Origin of the sequence: Fodinibius sediminis (assembly GCF_900182555.1) — a bacterium.
Taxonomy (GTDB): domain Bacteria; phylum Bacteroidota; class Rhodothermia; order Balneolales; family Balneolaceae; genus Fodinibius; species Fodinibius sediminis.
On record NZ_FXTH01000004.1, the window covers coordinates 250,905 to 270,537 of the forward strand.

Below are 19,633 nucleotides of genomic sequence, written 5' to 3' on the forward strand. Positions count from 1 at the left end.
GGTCAGGGACTCAGCGGCGAGATCTCCAATCCCGATCGCTCAATGAAGCCAAACATCAAGTTCATATTCTGCACGGCTTGTCCCGCAGCCCCCTTGACAAGATTGTCGATGGTGGAAACCGTCACAACCTTGTTGGTCCGTTCGTCATATGTTACATGAATGTCGCAATAGTTGGAGCCCCGCACATGCTTTACATTCGGGGGATCATCAACCACGCGGATAAAGTATTCCTTTTCGTAAAAACTGTAGTACCATTCCCCGAGATATTCTTTGTCAATATCCTTTGTTGGAGTCGAATAGGTTGTGGTCAGGATTCCCCGGTCGATGGGAATAAGGTGCGGCGTAAACAGCACTTCCGTCGATTTCTGAGCGTAACGGGCCAGATTATGCTGAATTTCCGGCGTATGGCGATGCTTCAGCAGCCCGTAAGCAGAAAAATTGCCAAACACCTCTGGAAAATGAGTCTGCTGCTTGGCTTTGGCACCCGCCCCGCTTACGCCTGACTTGGAATCGATCATAATCTGTTCCGGCTCGATGATCTCGTTCTTTATCAGCGGAGCCAGGGCCAGGATGGCTGATGTGGGATAGCAACCCGGGTTGGCAACCAGGCGGGCATTGCGGATTTGATCCCGAAATAATTCCGGTAAGCCAAATACCGCCTTTTCAATAAGGTCGGGGGCCTTGTGTTTCTTGTGATACCATTGTCTATACTCTTCAGCTGAACCAAGCCTGAAATCACCGGAGAGATCGATTACACGGAAATCATCCGGGTTCCAATCCCGGATAAAATCCATCGATACCCCATGCGGCAGCGCCAGGAAAACAAGATCCAGCTCATGATCCGCCAGGTTTTTCAATGGTTCAAGCTTCATATCAATCCGCCCCTTAAAATGGGGATTGATCTTGGAAAAGGATGTCCCGGCCTTGCTTTCGGATGTAATAATTTCAATGCTTACATCGGGATGATCAATCAACAGGCGCACCAGCTCAGAACCGGTATAACCGGTAGCCCCGACGATTCCTATTTTATGCTTTGGCATAATTTTTTACTGCTTTTAAAGATTCAAGAAATACGTTAACGACGGTATCAATTTCCTCTTCGGTAATAATGAGCGGAGGTACAAATCGCATGACATTTCCAGAGGCACAGTTTGAAAGAACGCCGCGCTTCATCATCTCTTTAACCACTTTGCCACCTTTGAAATTCAGCTCTGCCCCAATCATCAGTCCCTTGCCCCGGACCTGCGTGATGGCATTTTCGTTCTCAGCCGCCTCTCGCAGTCGATCCATAAAATAGGCTCCCTTTTCGGCAGCCTGCTCCGCCATGTTCTCTTCCTGCATTACGGAAAGGGTAGCATAAGAAGCCGCAGATGCCAGCGGATTCCCGCCGTAAGTAGTGCCGTGCTCTCCATGTTCCAATGCCTCGGCTACCTCCTTTTTTGTGATGACAGCCCCTATGGGAAAACCATTGCCGAGGGCTTTGGCTGAAGCCACGATGTCGGGCAGAATACCATAATGCTGATAGGCAAACATCTTGCCTGTTCGTGCAATACCGCACTGGATTTCATCCAGGATCATTAAAATATCATACTGATCGCAGAGGGCCCGAACCTCCTGCATATATTCTTCCTGAACGGGGTGGATTCCCCCCTCTCCCTGCACCGGCTCCATGACAATAGCAATAGTTTCTTCATCGGCTTTGGATCTCAGGGCCTCTACATCATTGACCGGCACCTGGTCAAATCCGCCCGGCAGGGGATGAAATCCTTTCTGATATTTTTTCTTCCCCATGGCTATGGTCCCGAGCGTGCGCCCGTGAAAACAGTTCTTCATGGAAAGAATCTTCCCTTTCTTCTCGCGGATTGATCCGTACTTCCGGGCAAGCTTGATGGACCCTTCCATGGCTTCCGCCCCGCTGTTGCAAAGAAAAGACTGATCCAGCCCAGAAACTTCGGCCAGTTTCTGCACCAGCTTGCTCTGGGGTTCACTGTAATAAAAATTAGAGATATGCATCAGCCTGGCGGCTTGGTCCTGAATGGCTTCGACTACCCGGGGATGCGAGTGCCCCAGGCTGTTAACCGCTATACCCGCCAGGGCATCGATATATTCGTTGCCGTCGGTATCCTTGACCTTCACGCCCTTCCCTTCAACAAGGGTGATGGGATAGCGGCCGTACAGATCCACATGATAGCGATGAGCAAGTTCCTGTGCAGTATCAGACATGAGTGTATGTGATAATCGAATTAAAGTTAAATCTAAAAGCCAACTCTGGAGCAACCAGCATAATGATGTTCACTGCCCGGAATATAAATGAAGAAAATCGACTATGCTATTATTGAGCGACCCTTTTGCAACTGCTTTCTGCTTGTCCGTTCCGGCTTTCTCAATTTCTGAGCCAATCCGCTTCAGCCATATCGCCCTCCACAGCCCCATCATTCGGATATCAAGGGCAAAAGCTGTTCTTCATTTTCCAGAATAACTATGGATTTACAACCAGAATCACAAATAATTAATTTCCTCCGGAGCCGGGAATGGGCCTTTCTTGGATCCCAATAACAAAGCCGCCTCCCGTTTACCGGCAGACGGCTTTGAAGATATCCGCTCAAAATGAACTCAAAAGCTCCTATAAATTAATATTCTGGCCGAATAATACCGCATTCAGGAACAGCCGGCTTGTGGTGTGCCAATAGCTTCGAAAGTTGGGGTTGTCGGCAAACAAAATAACCTTTCCCCGCCCCTCCTCCTTAACAACGACAGCCGCAGTGCCGCTTATCTTCTGAAGGTTCTCATTGTTGACGAACCCACCCCGCAGCGGAGCTTCCGTATACTTGGCTACTGTGGCATACGGGTTGCTGCTCGGCTTTAGAAACGTATCCGTATCTTTGATAAAGAGCTGTTCGCGCCCGACAACCCCAAATGCAATGGGATTGGTGGGATCGATGTCGGCTTCCAAGATGACCCCGGGAATCGTATTGGCGAGCCTTCGATCGCTTTGCTCCTCATAATTGTATCGGGGTGTTTCAGATGTTGAATCACTGGAACTCTTCAGCAGGTCTTCGCTCACGATCTCCTGTCTGATGGCCCACTCAGAGGCTCCCTCGTCTGTAATCAAGACCCCCCCGCTGTGAACCCAATCCCTGATTTTATCGACGGTCCGGCTGTCCCAGTCATCATATCGACCGTCGACCAGAGCCAACGTATTGTAACGGTCCAGCGACACCTCCTCAAACACCTGTTTATCAAGTTTTGTGACATCAAGTTCCAGCCGCTTGTTCAACAGAAACCAGGCCTCCCCCGCTTCATAGGCTCGCACACCCTTTCCCATGACCAGGGCAACCTCCGGTTTCTCCACCGGCTGAATATTGGTGCTTCCCAGATCGATGCCTGCTTCAGTGAATCCTGTTTGCACGCTGTGAAAATCCACCTTGTGCTGTTCTGCTACCTTCTGAACCACAGCATACAAACTGTCGGGAGTGACAGGCTGGCGGGCAACCGGGATAACAATGGAACCATAGCCGAACCTTTTGACTCCGGAAGCCGTCTGAATGCTGAACGGCCTGTAGGCTACTTTCGAGAGAACCTCTTTCTGCAGCAGTGCATTGAGGGCGGCCGGCGCACTGTAGTCGGACCAGGATAGCAGGTAGGCATAATCTGAAACCCCACCGTTCACCCGGCCTTCCTGCTTCGGACGTTCCGTAACCCTGGGTCCCTGTATATCAGAAGCACCGGATTCTATCTCCGCATAGTTGATGCCATAGCCCTGAATCAGCGACCACCCGGTAATATCATAGAATACACTGTCCGGGAAGGATGTGTTGGGCTCAAAAACATCATGGACAACCCGATACCCCACCTGGCCGGTGGGAACCACATAACTGCTCCCCTGCTTGAACTGCCTGTCGTCCCGTTCCATATCTTGCTGCAGTTCATACACATCGATCCGGTGTGTAAGCAGAAGATCCAGAAACTTATTGGTTAATGTTTCATCGCGCTCATTGCCAAAGACATAGGCATCCACCGGCTGTTCAGCGGCTTCATCCAGAGCCGATTCATAAAAATCCCGTTGGTATTCAAAAAGGGTCTTTTTTTCGGCCACGGCTGCCCGGACGGTGGCAATACCAGTAACCAGGTGCTTCCGAATGGTTGATTTAAAGGTAACCGGGCCGGATGTACTCTCCTGCACGATTCCCCGGGAGCTGCCCACCTCAAAGGTGATGCCCACTCCGCCCTGTATATCGGGATAGGTGGAACCGTAGATAGGAGAAATGTTGTCGAAGATCTCTTTTGTCCAGTATAATGATCCCACTCCATTGAGCGCTTCCACCTGGTACTCCGCCAATAATGGATTCAGAACCTCATAATGGTACTCCGGGATAATGGGGTTCCATGTTCGCACCGGCTTGGTCGGTTCCAGGTAGTAGGTGCTGTTGGTACCCATCTCATGAAAATCGATCTGCACGTTGGGATACCAGCGATGGTAAAAATCAAGACGATTGGCGCTCTCCTGTTGGGTAACGGCAAACCAATCTCGATTCAGGTCATGCAGAAAGTGGTTGGTCCTTCCTCTCGGCCAGCCCTGCACATGCTCACGGTCGGCCGGATCAGCAACGGGGGGAAAGGATTTATAGCTGTTATGCCAGTTTGCCGCCCGGTCTCTTCCGTCAGGGTTCTGGGCCGGGTCGATATGGATGACAGCCTCCTCCAGGAACTTCTGCGTCTCGGCATCCTGGTTGGCTGTGAGGTAATAGGCCGTAAGCAATGCTGCCTCTCCACTGGAGGTTTCATCCCCGTGGACACTGTAGTTAAGGGCCACCACTGCCTTGTCGGTTTCCGGATCCAGGGCCGGCGCCGAAGGATCAAGGACCGACAGATGCGACTGCCGTATTTCATCGAGGTTCTCCTGGTTAGCCGGGGATGTGATGGTTAGCACAACCTGGGGACGCAACTCATAGGTCTGACCGATGACCTGGAATGAAACCTTATTGGAGAGACGTGCCAACTCCTTGAAATAGGAGACGATGCGATCATGACGGGTAAAATGAGAACCGATCGAATAGCCCAGGAACTCCTCCGGGGTTGGAATCTGCTGATCAAACCGGTCAGCATCGGAAAAATAATAGTCCTGCTGGGCTGATGCCCTCCCCAACAGAGTTGTAAACAGGATGGCAGTCAGCACTATCGTCTGACTTATTTGTTTGACTAAATTCATAATAGAATATCTTTTATCATTCAAAATAGTATGTCATTAAAGATTTATATTTGGATTGGAACGAATTTCAGTGATCGTTATCGGGAAAAAGGTTCCGGTGCTTACGCGACTTTCCAGCCACTCGGGAGAAGCCTGCCCGAACCGGTAGAGATCCGCCAGCCGACGCCCCTGTAAAAACAAGTTTGTTCGGCGGCTGTGTTCAAGCATCTCCTCTGCCGGCACCTGTCCCGTATAATCCGAGAGACCGTCCAGGTGACGAATAGCGTTGATCGCATTCCTGAAAGCCGGCCTGTCCTTCCCGGCAAGTGCATCCTCGGCTATAATGAGATGCAGCTCGCGCGCCGAAACAACCACAAAATCAGCGTATTCATTGGCAGTCACGAACTCATCGATAGCCGATGCCAGGGCCGGGGCCGGAATCTCGTCCACAGGATCCAGGAGTGTTACCTTGTCCACTTTCGCATTATCGGCCGTTGGCTGAATGTAAGCATCCCCCACCCGGAGCTCCAGGCGCTCATTCACCTGATAGGCCATCGCGTTGGACTCTGTCTCAGGCGTGGTCTGTAGCTGATAGCGCCAGTCGCTGCCACTGCCCACCATATCCAGTGCCGCTTTGGCATCCTCTGCGGCAGCACTGCTTTGAACCAGGATGTCGTTATCCTCAACCGCAGGGTTCAATTTACTCCAGAGTGCCTTTGAATAATGCACACGGGCACGCAGGGCCAGCAGCCGGGCCTGCCATTCTTCCGAACCGTCGGGGCTGAGCTCCAGTCCCTTGCTGAGATAGTCTATAGCGACATCATAGAGTTCATCCATATTCGCTTCCCCTATGGCCGGAGACGCCGCCTCGCGATCCGAGAGTGCAAAATTATCGAAGAGATCTGCGATGGTGGTATAGATGACCGCCCCGTAAAAGTAACTGCGGACAAGCGGTCGTTCATCTTCAAGGGTCCCTTCCGACCGGAATCCCTCCAGGCGCCGGATGGCTTCATCAGCCGTCCATCGCGCTTCACCGACGTACTGGAAGCCCACATCCACAAATTCATTCAGCGGATCGTCCACCTCCCCCTGGTCAAGCTGTTGCCAGGCATCACGCGTTCCTATCCAGGTAAGTTCGTCAGTAGCCGTGGAGTAAGGACCGAGGATCTCACCCAGCGCATTCGTCAGGGTTGCCTCCGCCCCATTGGCAATGGCCGGTGCGGCCACCGGATTATCCAGATCATCCTCCACCAGGTTGTTTGGATTATTAACGTCCAGCACATCACACCCTGTAATACCGTAGCCGGTAACAACCAACAGCAGGATTAAAATTTTTGATATTGTTTTCTTGCTAAAACTCATAAGTTCAGTCGTTTATAGTTTGATAGAAAAATTGTCCAAAAACGTACGCTAGATTCCAATACTGAGAGTAAGCGTTATTCTGCGGGGCAGCGGCATGTTCCAGGCATCCGTTCCGAGCAGGAAATTATTCTCGAGAGCCGACCCTCCATCCCTTCCAATGGCATTTACTTCCGGATCTACGCCGGGATATTTAGACCACAGCCACAGATTTCGACCGGAAGCCGTTACCGAGAGGTTGCGTACCTTCAGCTTTTCGGCCCATTCATCGGAAATATTATAGGTCAGGCTCACCTCCCGCAGGCGCAGGAAATCAGCCTGCTGTATGGTATTGAGGCCGGAAAAGGGAGCAAGGGCCAGTTGTTCATTGATCCATTTGTCAGCTGCGGCCAGCCGTACCTCCGCGCTGTTCTGCGGAACATACTCACCGTTGACACCGCCGGTTATATAATCCCGCTCCACCGCTGCCGTAGCCGGGGTATTGCGGCCGATACCGGCACTGCGCTGCCGGAAAGCATCGGTCAGATTATTGACATAAAAATTGCCGGTACGGTATTCGAAGAGGGTATACAGTCGAAAATCATGGAACGTCAGTGTCCCCCCGAAAGCCCCCTGCCAGTCGGGCGTTGGCTTGCCCAGGTAATGATCTAGGGGATCGCCGTCACCGTCGGCATCGGCGAGCAGCACAAAATTATTGAGAGCATTGAGACTGGCCGTCCCGGGGGTGAGCGAGGCCAGATAGTCGAGTACCAGCTGGCGCGAAGCGGGCTGTCCGGCTTCTATACCGTCCACTTCCCTTCCCAGCTCCTGGAGCAGCCCCTTTCGATCCAGGGGTAAAAAGCCTTTTTCTACTTCCCGGAGCTGAGCCCCGAAGTTCGTGGCCGGAGCGTATCCCTCCTTCAGAAATTGGCGATACCGCGGATAGGTTCCACCCACTTTGATAGGTGGAGCTCCTCCCAGGGATGCGACCTGTTCCCACAGATATGATCCGCTTACAAAAAGATCCGCCGAAAAATCTTCTCCGTCGAAGAGGTTGGCATCCAGGCTCAATTCAACCCCTTTGCCCTCAAGCCGGCCGATGTTATCCAGCTGCGTTCGGATAAATCCGCCGGTTGGCGCAAACTGCCGCTGAACCAGTGCGTCCGTAACTGTACGATCCCAGTAAGTGCCTTCAAAAACGAAACGTTCATCAAAAAATCCGGCATCCAGCCCCAGCTCATACTCCGTTGATATTTCAGGTTTCAGTTCAGGATTTCCCAGGTTATCGGGAACAATACCGGGGCCCGTTGCCGAGGTCTGCGAACCGTAGGTAGTCAAGGCGTCAAAAGCACCCGGCTGCAGTCCGGACTGGCCAACGGCAGCGCGCAATCTAAGGGAAGAAACGAAAGGCAGGCCATTCCAGAAAGGCGCATCGGACACCACCAGCGATGCCGAGGCCTTGGGATAAAATACGCCATTAAATTCTGCGCCAAAGGCACTATGAAGGTCATAGCGACCGCCAAAGGTGACAAAGAGGTAATCATCAAATCCGATCTGCTCTTGTCCGAAGAATCCAACTTCGGTTTGTTCGATATATGATTCGCCGAGGGACTGAATAGCAGCCGCCCCGGAGACGTTCAGACCGGGTCCTGGAAAATCCACTGCTTCACCGCTTCGTACCAGCGTGCGCTCGGAAAACAGCTGAGATCCCAAAATCAGGGTTGATTCAAAACGCTCACTCAGGCGGTTGCTCAGTGTTCCCTTCACGTCCACTGTCAGGTTCAGGTTCGACCGATCAGATGTCCGCCGGGCTCCCTCCACTTCCGTATTTGCATAATTGTTGATGTTCCATCCGAAAGGGCGCCGGGATTCGCTGAACTGGCTGGTATAGTCAACACCGAAGGTTCCATCAAGCGTTAGATTCTGCAGCGGCCGATAGTTAATGCCCGTACTGCCGTTAAAATGGCGTACATCCTGGCTGACGGTCTGCTGAAGTCGCTCCTCGACCGTGGCCGTATAGGAAGCCCCCGACGGATTCCCATAACTCACCAGTTCGGGCTTGCTGTGGATGGCTCCAGAGGTGACCCCGAAATTATTATTCCCGGTCTGAAATGTTTCAAGGCTCGTGCTTGAAAAACCGGACGTGACCCGCAATTGCAATTTATCAGCCGGGAAGATGTTGACATTGGCCGTGGCCTGTGATTTGCTCAGAGCATCATTGGCCAGGGGACCCGTCGCCGCGGAAAAAGGATAGCCATCGCCGCTCAGCGGTCCGTTCTCACCTGACCATCGGCCGTTGACAAAATAAGTTATTCCTTCAGATCCTCCGCTTACAGATCCGGAGTATTCCTGCGTGTACCCCGTCTCAAACAGTTGGTGGACATAATTTTTCCGGACCAGCTCGTAGGGCTGAATACTTCCCCCCAGGTAATTCTCCATGGTATCGGCCTGGGCCTGTGTACGTGCAAAACCCGTGTTGTCCGGAAATGTTTTGGGATAACTGACCGTGCCCTGAGTCACCTCGAAATTGATGCGGGGCTCGCTAATCTGCCCGTTCTTAGTGAAAATCTGGATTACGCCATTTGAGGCTTCTGTACCATAAAGCGTGGCTGCAGCAGCCCCCTTGAGAATTTCCACCCGATCAATTGACGCCGGATTGATATCATCCAGCCGCGAAGGTGACGCACCGCCGCCGGCACTCACGGAGCCTCCGAAGCCGCCCCCTCGATCCACCCGCACCCCGTCGATCAGGATAATGGGTTCATTGCTCTGCGAAAGGCTGGCTGATCCCCGGATGCGGATGCGGGACCCTTCGCCCGTTACGCCGCTCGAGGGCATACCCACGAGACCGGGAATACGTCCCTGCACCACCTCCGAGAAATTCTGAAGGGGGACATCCTCAAGGTCTTCCGTTCCTACCGAGCTGATCGAGTTGCCAACCTTTTTGCGTTCTACCGGTCCGCCGGCACCAGTGACCACAATTTCCTCCAGGTTAACAGAACCAGATGTGAGGGCAAAGTTGAGCGTCAGTGTTTCTTTTTGCTCAACGGTAACCTCCTTCTCGCTCGTACGGTAACCCACAAACTGGGCCACCACGGTATAGGAACCGGCTTCGACGTTACGAATGCTGTATTTCCCGTCTGTATCAGTGGCACTTCCCATATTGGTACCCCGGATCATAACGTTGACAGCAGGCAGCGTCTCTTTCGTTTTGCTGTCGGTCACAGTACCCGTGATTGTACTTTGTGCATGGCCCGCTGTGGGAATACTTGCAATAATACCTAAGAATATTAATACCGCTTGCTTCATTATTTTGATGACTCCTGGTTTGGTTAGAAAGTTGGGTTTGGTTGAATCCAGGAGAGCAGGCGGGAAATAAAAAAGCCCACTCACCTGGTCGATGAGTGGGCTTAAAATTTGTGAGGCTAAATCGCTATGTTTTTGCGAACTCTTTCAAGCAGTTACTCATCCAACGGGTATGGCACATACACATGACATGCATTTGCATATCCATGCAGCAACAATCGCACATACAGATGTTGGAGTTATAATTTTTCACTGCTTGCTCAAAAGAATTAAGCCGTTAAAAATTTCAGTTCAAATGGTACCATCATTTTTTAAAAAACACAACATCCGTTCAAAATAGCCGCAGAACGGATTTTCCGCCACGACACCCACACCCGCTAACCTATTGTTTTACCTTAACTTGCCATTTCTTGTACCTGGACAAGAAAGTGTCGAAACATATCAAAATCATAATGAAGAGTCGATTGCTAATTATGATCAAACGTCTTTTTGTGAGCACAACCCATACTGTTCTTCCTTGCAACCTCCTGTAAATGGATCGATTTATCAGCTCAGGTAAAATCTATCGAGCGGTTTTTCCCAGGGCCTGACGGGCGCGGATAACTCGATCGGTCGTAATGCCATCTACGCCCTGTTCAGCCATTGCGGTTATATCGGCCGAATCATTGACCGTCCAAACAAAAATTTTAAATCCTGCCTGGTGGCTGGCTTCAACAAGTTCCGGAGTCACCCCCTGGTAGTGAACATCAAGACCATCCAGGTTATGCTTGCGCACCTGATCCAGGAGATTCGTGCTGATCGCCTGGTACTCGCCTGTATCGGCATCGCGGGGTGCAGAACGCAACCAGTAAGCGGGCACATCGGGCATCTGCTCTTTACTGGCTTTTACAACCTCCAGACCAAAACTTATGACAACCATTTGATCTTTCTTGCCACTCTGCTCTATTACTTCTTTGATATGGGAAATAGCGCGGGCTGAATCCTTTACCTCAATAAACAACCGTTTCTTCGGCGGCACCGAGGCTACAACTTCCTCCAGAAATGGAATTTGTTCTCCTGCAAATTTCTCCCCTTTGAAACTTCCCACATCCACGGTTCGCAGTTTCTCAGAGTCCGTTTTCTTTACCGGCAGATCCTTGTCGCCTGTACGTTTTGTTGTCTTGTCGTGAATGGCCACAACCCGGTTATCAGCAGACAAATAAACATCAACCTCCACCGCATCGGCATCCTTTTCCCAGGCCGACTGTACCGAAGCCATGGTATTTTCAGGCTTTGCATACGAGTCGCCCCGATGGGCAACAATCTCGATTTGCGCATCTGCAGCATTCGGTGGATCGGGCTTTTCCATGCCACAGCCATGGAAAACAAAAAGACTGGAAATCAGAAACAGAATAACGGCCGTTAAAAAAAAATCATTTGCGTTTGTAGTCAGCATATCGATTGTACAATTAGTCATGTTCATTTCAGATTGCGAATCATGAAGACAGAAGGAGATACAAACCCGCGGCCAAAAACCCGCCTGCTATTGGTGCTGCCACGGGAACCCAGGAATACGCCCAGTCGCTGCTCCCCTTGTTGGAGATAGGTAAAAGAGCATGGGCAATGCGCGGCCCAAGGTCACGGGCCGGATTGATGGCATAGCCCGTAGGACCTCCCAGGGATAAACCGATCCCCAGCACCAGCAGGCCTACGGGAAGGGCGGAAAGTGCTCCCAGACCAAAACCCACTTCATTTCCGTCGATCACTATTGTTTCCAGCAGCTCTCCATTGGCGCCTATAAAACCCGGCGAGGCCAAGTATAAAACCCCGAACACCAACAGCAAGGTGCCTATGGTTTCTGTCATAAAATTTGCAGGATAATTTCTAATATTGGGAATCGTACTATGGCACGCCAGGATAAGGCTCTCATCCCTGGTTTCATGGAAGTGGTCTTTGTAGGACAGCCAGACCAGGAAGGCTCCCAGGACTCCTCCAATAATCTGGGCCACAATATAAGCGGGCACAAGAGACCATTCAAACAATCCAGCCATGGCCAGACCCACTGTTACGGCTGGATTAATATGGGCTCCACTAAATTGTCCCATGGTAAAAACGGCTACGAAAACGGCAATGCCCCACCCCCACGTTATCACGATCCATCCGCCGTCCTTACCATTCGTTTTATTTAACAATACATTGGCAACGACCCCATTGCCAAGTAGAATAAGTATTGCGGTACCAATAATTTCTGCAATAAAAGGTGACATCAATTTTCCCCACAAAATTTATTAATGGTTACTTTTACGAAAGAACAGGCCTTTACCCGACCTCTCCCTGCGACCGCTGATTCTGCAGTCTGACGGAGAGGATATGAGCCAGGCAACCAGAGAATGTTTCATAGGATCGTAAAAACCGTTGCCCGGCGGCTTGTAAAGACCGTTTTAAAAACAATAAGTAAAAAAGTAAGGCAAAGCCTTCACATAATCCCGTTGCTCCCGCCTTATTTATGATATCTGATACGATTTCGCAAGTTTTTTGTAGTCATCAATCTGATTTGCAATCCAGCGTTCATCATGGCCTGCCTCTTCAGCCATCAGCCGGGCCACCTCCGGGGCCATCTCAACACTCGCTTTTGCATCCAGAAACAGCGCCCGGATGCGTCGTGCACTAAAATCCTCCACCGTCATGGCCATCTCATTCCGGGTAGCCCATACCACTTCAGCTTTGATATAAGGAAACCGGTCGTGAAGCGGTTCGCCCAATTTCGGATTCTTTCTGACTAACTCTTTTATTTTTGACCTGTCACTGCCGTAATGAGACAGGGGATCTTCCTTGGCGATATCCTTATCCCATCCATGAATCCTAAGTGTTTTCGTCACGCATACCTTGTCATCCAGCCCCCCCACGACAGCGGCCCGGTCCACTACATCCTCTGCCATCTTGCGATAGGTTGTCCATTTGCCCCCGGCAATGGTAACCAACCCCGAGGATGATACCATAAGACAGTGGTCACGCGAAATTTCCGAGGTATTTTCTTTGCCCCCGGTTTTAACAAGGGGACGCAGTCCAGCAAAGACACTCCTTATATCTGACCGCGAAACCTTCTTCGACAAGTATTCGGAGGCATGCCTGAGGATAAAATCAATCTCCTCCTCCATAGCTTCAGGTTCATCCGTAATATCATTCACCGGGGTGTCGGTCGTACCAACCATCACCCTGCCATACCATGGCAGGGCAAATAAAATGCGATCATCTGTTGTTTTGGGGATCATAACAGCCGTTTCTCCCGGTAGAAAATGCTTGTCAAGCACAATATGCACTCCCTGGCTGGCTTTGATAACAGGCCTTGAATCCGACCGATCCATCTGTAGAATAGTGTCGGTAAATACCCCTGTTGCATTGATAACGGTTCGCCCTTCGATCTCAAATTCCTCTCCACTGAGCATATCCCGGGCGGTCACTCCGCTGACTTTTCGAGAGGTACTCAATAATCCAGTAACTTTCATATAATTAATAGGTACGCCGCCATGTTCTGCACTTGTTCTGGCAAGATTTACGGCAAGCCTTGAATCATCAAACTGCCCATCATGATACCTGATGCTACCCCGTAGTCCCTCGGTCCGGAGCGTCGCTGCTTTTTCCAACGTGGTTCGGGCAGACAAGCGGTTCGAGGGACCAAAGCCAAGTTTACCAGAGAGGATATCATATATTCTCAAGCCAAGCCAGTAATAGGCTCCCCGCCACCAGTTGTAATAGGGTACTATAAAGGATTGATTGTGCACCAGGTGAGGGGCGTTTTGTATCAGCCGTCCCCGTTCTTTAAGTGCCTCCAACACCAGTGGTACGTCACCCTGCTCCAGATAACGCACCCCACCGTGTACCAGCTTGGTGGATCGGCTGGACGTACCTTTGGCAAAATCGTCCATCTCCAGTAGAAGAGTTTTATAACCCCGGGAGGCCGCATCGACAGCCGTTCCCAGCCCGGTGGCGCCTCCTCCAACAATGATGATATCCCATAATCCGGCCTCTTCCCTGACCCGCTGGACCATTTGTACACGTTTCATGATCTGCTCCCTAGATTTTTGGATCTACTTCTCCGACCAGTAGATGGCTGTTTCCAGGGCCCGGTTCCATCCGTTGCGCAGCTCATCGACTTCCGCTTCAGATTTCTGAGGAGTAAAGGTTTTATCTTCCTGCCACTGACTGTTAATCTCTTCGTGGTCCTTCCAGTAACCGACAGCCAGTCCCGCCAGGTAGGCAGCCCCCAGAGCGGTCGTTTCCAGGATTTTGGGACGTATGACGGGAACCCGAAGTAAATCCGATTGAAATTGCATAAGCAGATCATTGGCTGTTGCCCCTCCATCTACCCGCAGCTCCTTGATTTCTATGCCCGAATCGGCTTCCATCGAGGCTATCACATCCGTGGTCTGGTAGGCAATACTCTCGAGGGCGGCCCGGGCAATATGACCGGCATTGGCTCCCCTCGTCAGCCCTACCATGGTACCGCGGGCATGCTGGTTCCAGTGCGGAGCTCCGAGGCCGGAAAAAGCGGGCACAAGATAAACCCCGTTGTTATCCTTGACAGAACCAGCCAGCTTTTCCACTTCAGACGCATGGCGGATGATGCCGAGTTCATCACGCAACCACTGTACCACCGCTCCTGCTATGAAAATACTTCCTTCCAGTGCATACTCAACCTTGCCGTCAATCTCCCATGCTATGGTCGTAAGCAGGTTGTTCTTGGAGGTTATCGGCTTCTCACCGGTGTTCATCACCATGAAACAACCCGTACCGTAGGTATTTTTGACCATCCCCGGATCAATACATCGCTGGCCAAAGAGGGCGGCCTGCTGATCACCCGCTATACCCGCTATGGGTATATCCACGGCTAAATTCCTTGTCTTGCCATAAACCTCGCTCGATGATTTAACTTTGGGAAGCAGACTTTCCGGGATGTCCAGCAGATCCAGGATCTCCCGATCCCACTTCCCCTCATGGATATTATAGAGCATGGTTCGGGAGGCATTGGTGGCATCGGTGACGTGTGTTTCTCCCCGCGTAAAATTCCAAATCAACCAGGAATCGATGGTACCGAAAGCAAGCTCCCCGGCCCGGGCCCGCTGTCGCACGCCCTCTACGTTGTCCAGAATCCATTTGATCTTGGTGGCAGAAAAATAGGCATCGATAATCAACCCTGTCTTTTCCCGAATTTTCTCAACCAGTCCTTCTTTCTCTTTCAGCTGATCACAAAATTCGGAAGTACGTCGATCCTGCCAGACAATGGCATTATAGACAGGCTTTCCCGTTTTCCGATCCCATATCACCGTCGTTTCGCGCTGATTGGTGATCCCGATGGCGGCAATATCTTCAGCGTGCAGCCCTGCTTCAGAAATGGCTTCGGCGACAACCGATGACTGCGTTGACCAAATCTTTGACCCATCATGTTCCACCCAGCCGGCTTTCGGATAGATCTGTTTAAATTCTTTTTGAGCTATTGACTGTACGCTTCCCCGCTTATCAAAAATGATTGCACGTGAGCTCGTGGTGCCCTGATCCACCGCCAAAATATATTTTTCTGCCATAATATCCCTTATCTTATTTTTGTATAGTTGTCTATACGAGCTTAGAGAAACTCTGCTTATTAAGCAAATAATTTATTGTTCCTACCAATCCTGGGCTTCAAGTTCCAACGGCAACCCATGATTGCCGTGATCATTATCATAGGGTTTCGTCGTGGTTGCAAAATGGATCCTATCACTTCGATATACATCCTCTGAATACTGGAAATATACGCCCGTCCTCGTCTTGATCAATCTTTTCATAAGCAAAAGCGCGTCATTGAGTTCCCCTCCCAGTAGATTTGTCTCTTTCTCCCCGGCATTAATGGCTGTAATCCGCTGCCTGGCCTCGCCGAGGCGCGTATCCGTGTGTTTATAGAGCAATTCATAAATGGAATTCGATTCCAGATCCATATCATAAATGGGTTCAAAAAGCGCCAGTACAAAATAAGACTGCTCTATGATAAGAGGCTGCTCGTTGCCATACCGAATCCGAACGATTCGCACCAGCCTGGTATCGTCCTCAAGCTTCATCAGTCTTTTGAGTTCAAGGGAGGGCTCAATAATCTCTTTTTCGATCACCTTGGCCGAAGGTTCAATATCATGCTCCAGCATCAGTTCGGTAAAACCCATCAGCTTGTCCGAAGCCTGTTCAATAGTCGGACTTGTCACAAATGTCCCCTTTCCCTGCTCCCGTACAATATACCCCTGCTGTATCAACAACTTGACGGCCTCCCGGATGGTACCGCGGCTGACCTCATATTTTTCTACAAGCTCTGTATCACTGTAGAATCGGTCAAATTCATTAAACTTTCCGCTTCTTATCTGTTTCAACAGTTTCTTATAGATCTGGTAGTACTTCGGTATGGGCTCTTTCATTAAATCGGTTTGTGAGTTAACACCATGAGCTACATGATCACAGGCATACCCGGGCTGCCAACCGTTCAAATTAGCGTGCTCGACTTCAGTACGCCCAATCACTAAATGAATTATATTTAATATATTAGCGATAATGTAATGTACATATTTGGAAACTTCCAAGAAGTTACAAATTCAGCTTCCAAAAGGGGGACCATTTGCGGCCGGCAGTCATTGCCCTTTGATTGGCAAATAGAAAAAAAGCCCCCATTCACACGGGGGCTCGCACCGGAAACTGCAACCAGCCCCCGTATGACCAAGGGGAAAGGCATAGGGCGGGGTAACAGTCCCGGTAATACCACAATGCTACAACCCATGACAATCATGCTGGGTGAAAATCTACTCTGAAAAAGGCGTCCCCCCTCCATTGATCGTCAAATACCGGGCCATTATCGCCTGGCGTATTTCTTCCAGTTGCGACTGCGAAACGTTTTGCCCCCCACTCTGCTGTCGTGCGTATTTCTCCAGCTGGTTTTCCCACTCCTCGTCAATCATATCCGGAAAGGGTTTGCCCACCCCCAGGTTGTAGGGCCATTTCCGGGCATCTGCAAGCTTCTGCAGAGCCTCTTGTTCATCTCCGGCCTCAAGTAGTTCGATAGCAAGCAGCAGCTTGGTCGCACGGTACAGTCTGCGTCCTTCTGAAGCCCCCTCATAAGGGAGGATATGAATAGATGCCATGACCTTCTCCGACTTTTTAATCTGCCCGGTTACCAGCAGCAGTTGCACATAGTCCATTCCCACCATATAATTTTCGGGATGCTCGGAGTAGTAGGGTTCGAGAACATTCAGGGCTTCATCGAACGCCCCCTCATTCTTCAGTACTGCAGCCAGCTGCTGCTTGTAACGCCAGGAGGCTTCATCCTCCTTGATCGCTCTTTTCAAATCAGCGATCCTTTCATCCGGCGACGCCTGATACCTCGACCGGACGGCATATAGGGGAGCAAAAGAAATATCATTGCTCAAAGAAGATAACAGGGTTTCCGACTTTTGATCATTTCCCCTGGAAGCCTGCAGGAGCGCCATATAGTACCTCGGTTTCCAGTCATCAGTATGATCCATCATCCACTGCAGCATAGTCGCGGATTCACTGCGAAAAGGGAAAACCATCTCGGCTGATCCCTGCTCGGCCTCTGCCAGCAACTGATCAAAGTCTTCCGTCCCGCGGTGCAGGTAGGCCATCCAGTAATGAATTAAATTATCCACCGGAGCGGCCTCCAGCACTTCCCTGCTTTCAGCTGTTCGCCCGAGCCGGTGATACCAGAGTGCCAGCTCCAAGTAGGTTTGCGCGGGCAGCTCATTGCGAATATATTTTTTAAATGCCTGTAGATCCTCCTGCTGTTTGGTTTGGAAATATTTCTCGAAACGGATGAAATGGTTCAGCGGGTCCAGCGCGGTAATTCTCTGTGCTATCGATTCATTATCTGTCTCTGCATTGCCTATCCTGTTCAGCAGATACTGAATCTGCAGGGTCTCTATGTTCTTGGGATTGGCTGAAAGACTTTTAGAAATATAATCCTGGGCTTCTGTCCACTGCCCCTGCTTGACATATCTGATCGCCAGGGCCTGCCAGGCAGCCGCGCGGTACGAGGGCGTCTGTGCAGCAACTTCCCACCCGTCTGCAGCATCAAAGGGACGGCCCAGCTTATCGGCCGCCAATCCATAATAATAATTTGCGGCCGGGTTGTAGGTATCAATGCGCAGTGCGGACCTGGCTTCTTCAAAAGCCTTATCATACTCCATTTTGCGGTAATATAACTTTGCCAGTTCAACCCTCGCCGGTACCAGAAAAGGATCGGAGTCAAGCGCACGTGTTATGTGCTTTTCGGCACGGTCGTACTGTCTGAAACGATAAGCGTCCCTTCCCAGCAGATACTGGCCGTAGGCGTTACCGGCGTTATATTCTTGCGGAGATTCCACCGGCCGCTCGAGCGATTTATCTGCTTCCCAGTCAGGAATAAAATGTGTTTTTCCGACCACAATTTTACCAAGGCTATCTCCCGCCTCCAGATCCAGCTGGTAACTCATGTTCTCCATCGGTTTTAGGTCGATCGCCTGCTTGTGAAGAACCGAGCCCTTCGTATCATACAGGTAGAGTGAATCTTTCAGGGGAGAGACCGCCATCAGCTCCATGGATAGCTGCCTGCCCTTCATGGTTGCCGAAAGCACGCTGTATCGGTCGGCATGACTTACGCCCCCGGTATTCTGGAAAGGAAACCAGTACTCCTGCCAGTAATCGGTCTGGCCCGGGGCAAACCCAAGCTGTTTAAAAGGCGTTGAACTGCTGCTGAAAACATTCTGGTTAAACAGTCGGCCACTTTGGATTTCGGTATACTGACCGGCATTGTCGGTCAGCAGAGACTCCCATATCTTACCCGCGTCCGACAAGGCCCAAAGGAATACCTTTTTTCCGAGCTTGTCGTCCCGGTCGGCTGTATGAATCATCCCGTAGTTGTCATCCTCATAAAAAGCCCCAAAATAGCGCGCATATTTCCCCAGGATATGATATGATTTGGATCCACCAAAATTATTGTTTCGGTAGAGCGAGAGATCCCGCTGGCGCTCGGGATGTTCCGGCCAGGGATGAGCCTCCCCGTTGTGTCCGATGTAATGGGTCCCTGGATCGATGAAGTGCAGATCCTCCCGGGCCTTGACCGCCAAATTCATCCAGCTGTAATAGGGTTTTTCCACCGAGCTCGGATTATACCAAAAGACCCGCGTCTCAAAATAAGCCCGGTCCTTGGGTAGACGTACTTCGACCACCCATTTTGTTCGAGTCAGAAGGTCCAGGCTACTGATGTAGCAGCTTACGCTGCCATCCTTGTTTTCCGCAGTATAATAGTTAACCGGCGTAGCCACCGTCGGTGTATGACCGATAATACCAAAATTTGCTTCCAGTCCCCCGCTCGTCCACGGTCCCCGCATCGCAATGTCCCGGAACTTGACCACATCATTTTCATAGAAAAAAGGCTTCTGATTGACCTTGTCGTAGGCCGACCAGACTTTTCCGCCAATCTCCGGGGTTAGCTGAACCCTGATATAGGGGTTCTCCAGTTCTACAATCGTCCATTCTTTCTTCTGTGCCTGGTCCGTAAAGCCGTCGTACCGGAAATAGGGATATATTTTTCCAAAAACGGGTATGGGATTGGGATCTGAAAAGGGATAGGTCGTCATCTCCTTTTTAAATTCCTTAATCGTCGCCGCTTGCTGTCCCCGGGCCGGGAGTGCAAATAACACAAATAACAGGAAACACAGGCCGGCCGTGAAATTGCGATTCTTCATTTTTTTATTCATGCACATTATCCTTTCTATTATTTTTTGTGAATCAATTGGTGTTTATACCGCCATT

11 protein-coding genes are annotated in these 19,633 nt (G+C 50.7%); all 11 read right to left on the minus strand.

What is annotated here, in order from left to right:
• Nucleotides 1-2: 2 nt before the first annotated feature.
• Complete coding sequence (argC, locus tag FN808_RS06350; RefSeq protein WP_142713716.1) at nucleotides 3-1,040, minus strand: N-acetyl-gamma-glutamyl-phosphate reductase; 1,038 nt, start codon at nucleotides 1,038-1,040, stop codon at nucleotides 3-5.
• The gene (locus FN808_RS06355; protein ID WP_142713717.1) at nucleotides 1,027-2,223 is read right to left on the minus strand and encodes an aspartate aminotransferase family protein; all 1,197 of its coding nucleotides are present in this window, start codon (nucleotides 2,221-2,223) and stop codon (nucleotides 1,027-1,029) included. Before FN808_RS06355 ends, argC begins: the two co-directional genes overlap by 14 nt.
• 400 nt (nucleotides 2,224-2,623) lie before the next feature.
• Nucleotides 2,624-5,209, minus strand: coding sequence for a M14 family zinc carboxypeptidase (locus tag FN808_RS06360; RefSeq protein ID WP_142713718.1), 2,586 nt, complete (start codon nucleotides 5,207-5,209; stop codon nucleotides 2,624-2,626).
• A gap of 36 nt (nucleotides 5,210-5,245) precedes the next feature.
• Complete coding sequence (locus FN808_RS06365; protein WP_221929941.1) at nucleotides 5,246-6,550, minus strand: RagB/SusD family nutrient uptake outer membrane protein; 1,305 nt, start codon at nucleotides 6,548-6,550, stop codon at nucleotides 5,246-5,248.
• Nucleotides 6,551-6,598: 48 nt separating this feature from the next.
• Nucleotides 6,599-9,835 carry a SusC/RagA family TonB-linked outer membrane protein gene (locus FN808_RS06370; protein WP_142713719.1) on the minus strand — a complete coding sequence of 1,079 codons (3,237 nt, stop codon included), beginning with the start codon at nucleotides 9,833-9,835 and terminating at the stop codon, nucleotides 6,599-6,601.
• 559 nt (nucleotides 9,836-10,394) lie between these two features.
• Nucleotides 10,395-11,267 carry a glycerophosphodiester phosphodiesterase family protein gene (locus FN808_RS06375; RefSeq protein ID WP_185958277.1) on the minus strand — a complete coding sequence of 291 codons (873 nt, stop codon included), beginning with the start codon at nucleotides 11,265-11,267 and terminating at the stop codon, nucleotides 10,395-10,397.
• A 40-nt stretch (nucleotides 11,268-11,307) separates the two neighbouring features.
• On the minus strand, nucleotides 11,308-12,078 hold the full coding sequence (locus tag FN808_RS06380; protein WP_142713721.1) for an MIP/aquaporin family protein: 771 nt from the start codon (nucleotides 12,076-12,078) through the stop codon (nucleotides 11,308-11,310).
• A gap of 237 nt (nucleotides 12,079-12,315) precedes the next feature.
• Nucleotides 12,316-13,875, minus strand: coding sequence for a glycerol-3-phosphate dehydrogenase/oxidase (locus tag FN808_RS06385; protein WP_142713722.1), 1,560 nt, complete (start codon nucleotides 13,873-13,875; stop codon nucleotides 12,316-12,318).
• A 24-nt stretch (nucleotides 13,876-13,899) separates the two neighbouring features.
• Entirely contained in the window at nucleotides 13,900-15,393 is a 1,494-nt protein-coding gene (glpK, locus tag FN808_RS06390) for a glycerol kinase GlpK (protein ID WP_142713723.1), read from the minus strand.
• 81 nt (nucleotides 15,394-15,474) lie between these two features.
• The gene (locus FN808_RS06395; RefSeq protein ID WP_142713724.1) at nucleotides 15,475-16,248 is read right to left on the minus strand and encodes a GntR family transcriptional regulator; all 774 of its coding nucleotides are present in this window, start codon (nucleotides 16,246-16,248) and stop codon (nucleotides 15,475-15,477) included.
• A gap of 378 nt (nucleotides 16,249-16,626) precedes the next feature.
• Nucleotides 16,627-19,578, minus strand: a complete 2,952-nt coding sequence (locus FN808_RS06400) for a DUF5107 domain-containing protein (RefSeq protein WP_185958278.1) — start codon at nucleotides 19,576-19,578, stop codon at nucleotides 16,627-16,629.
• Nucleotides 19,579-19,633: the final 55 nt, after the last annotated feature.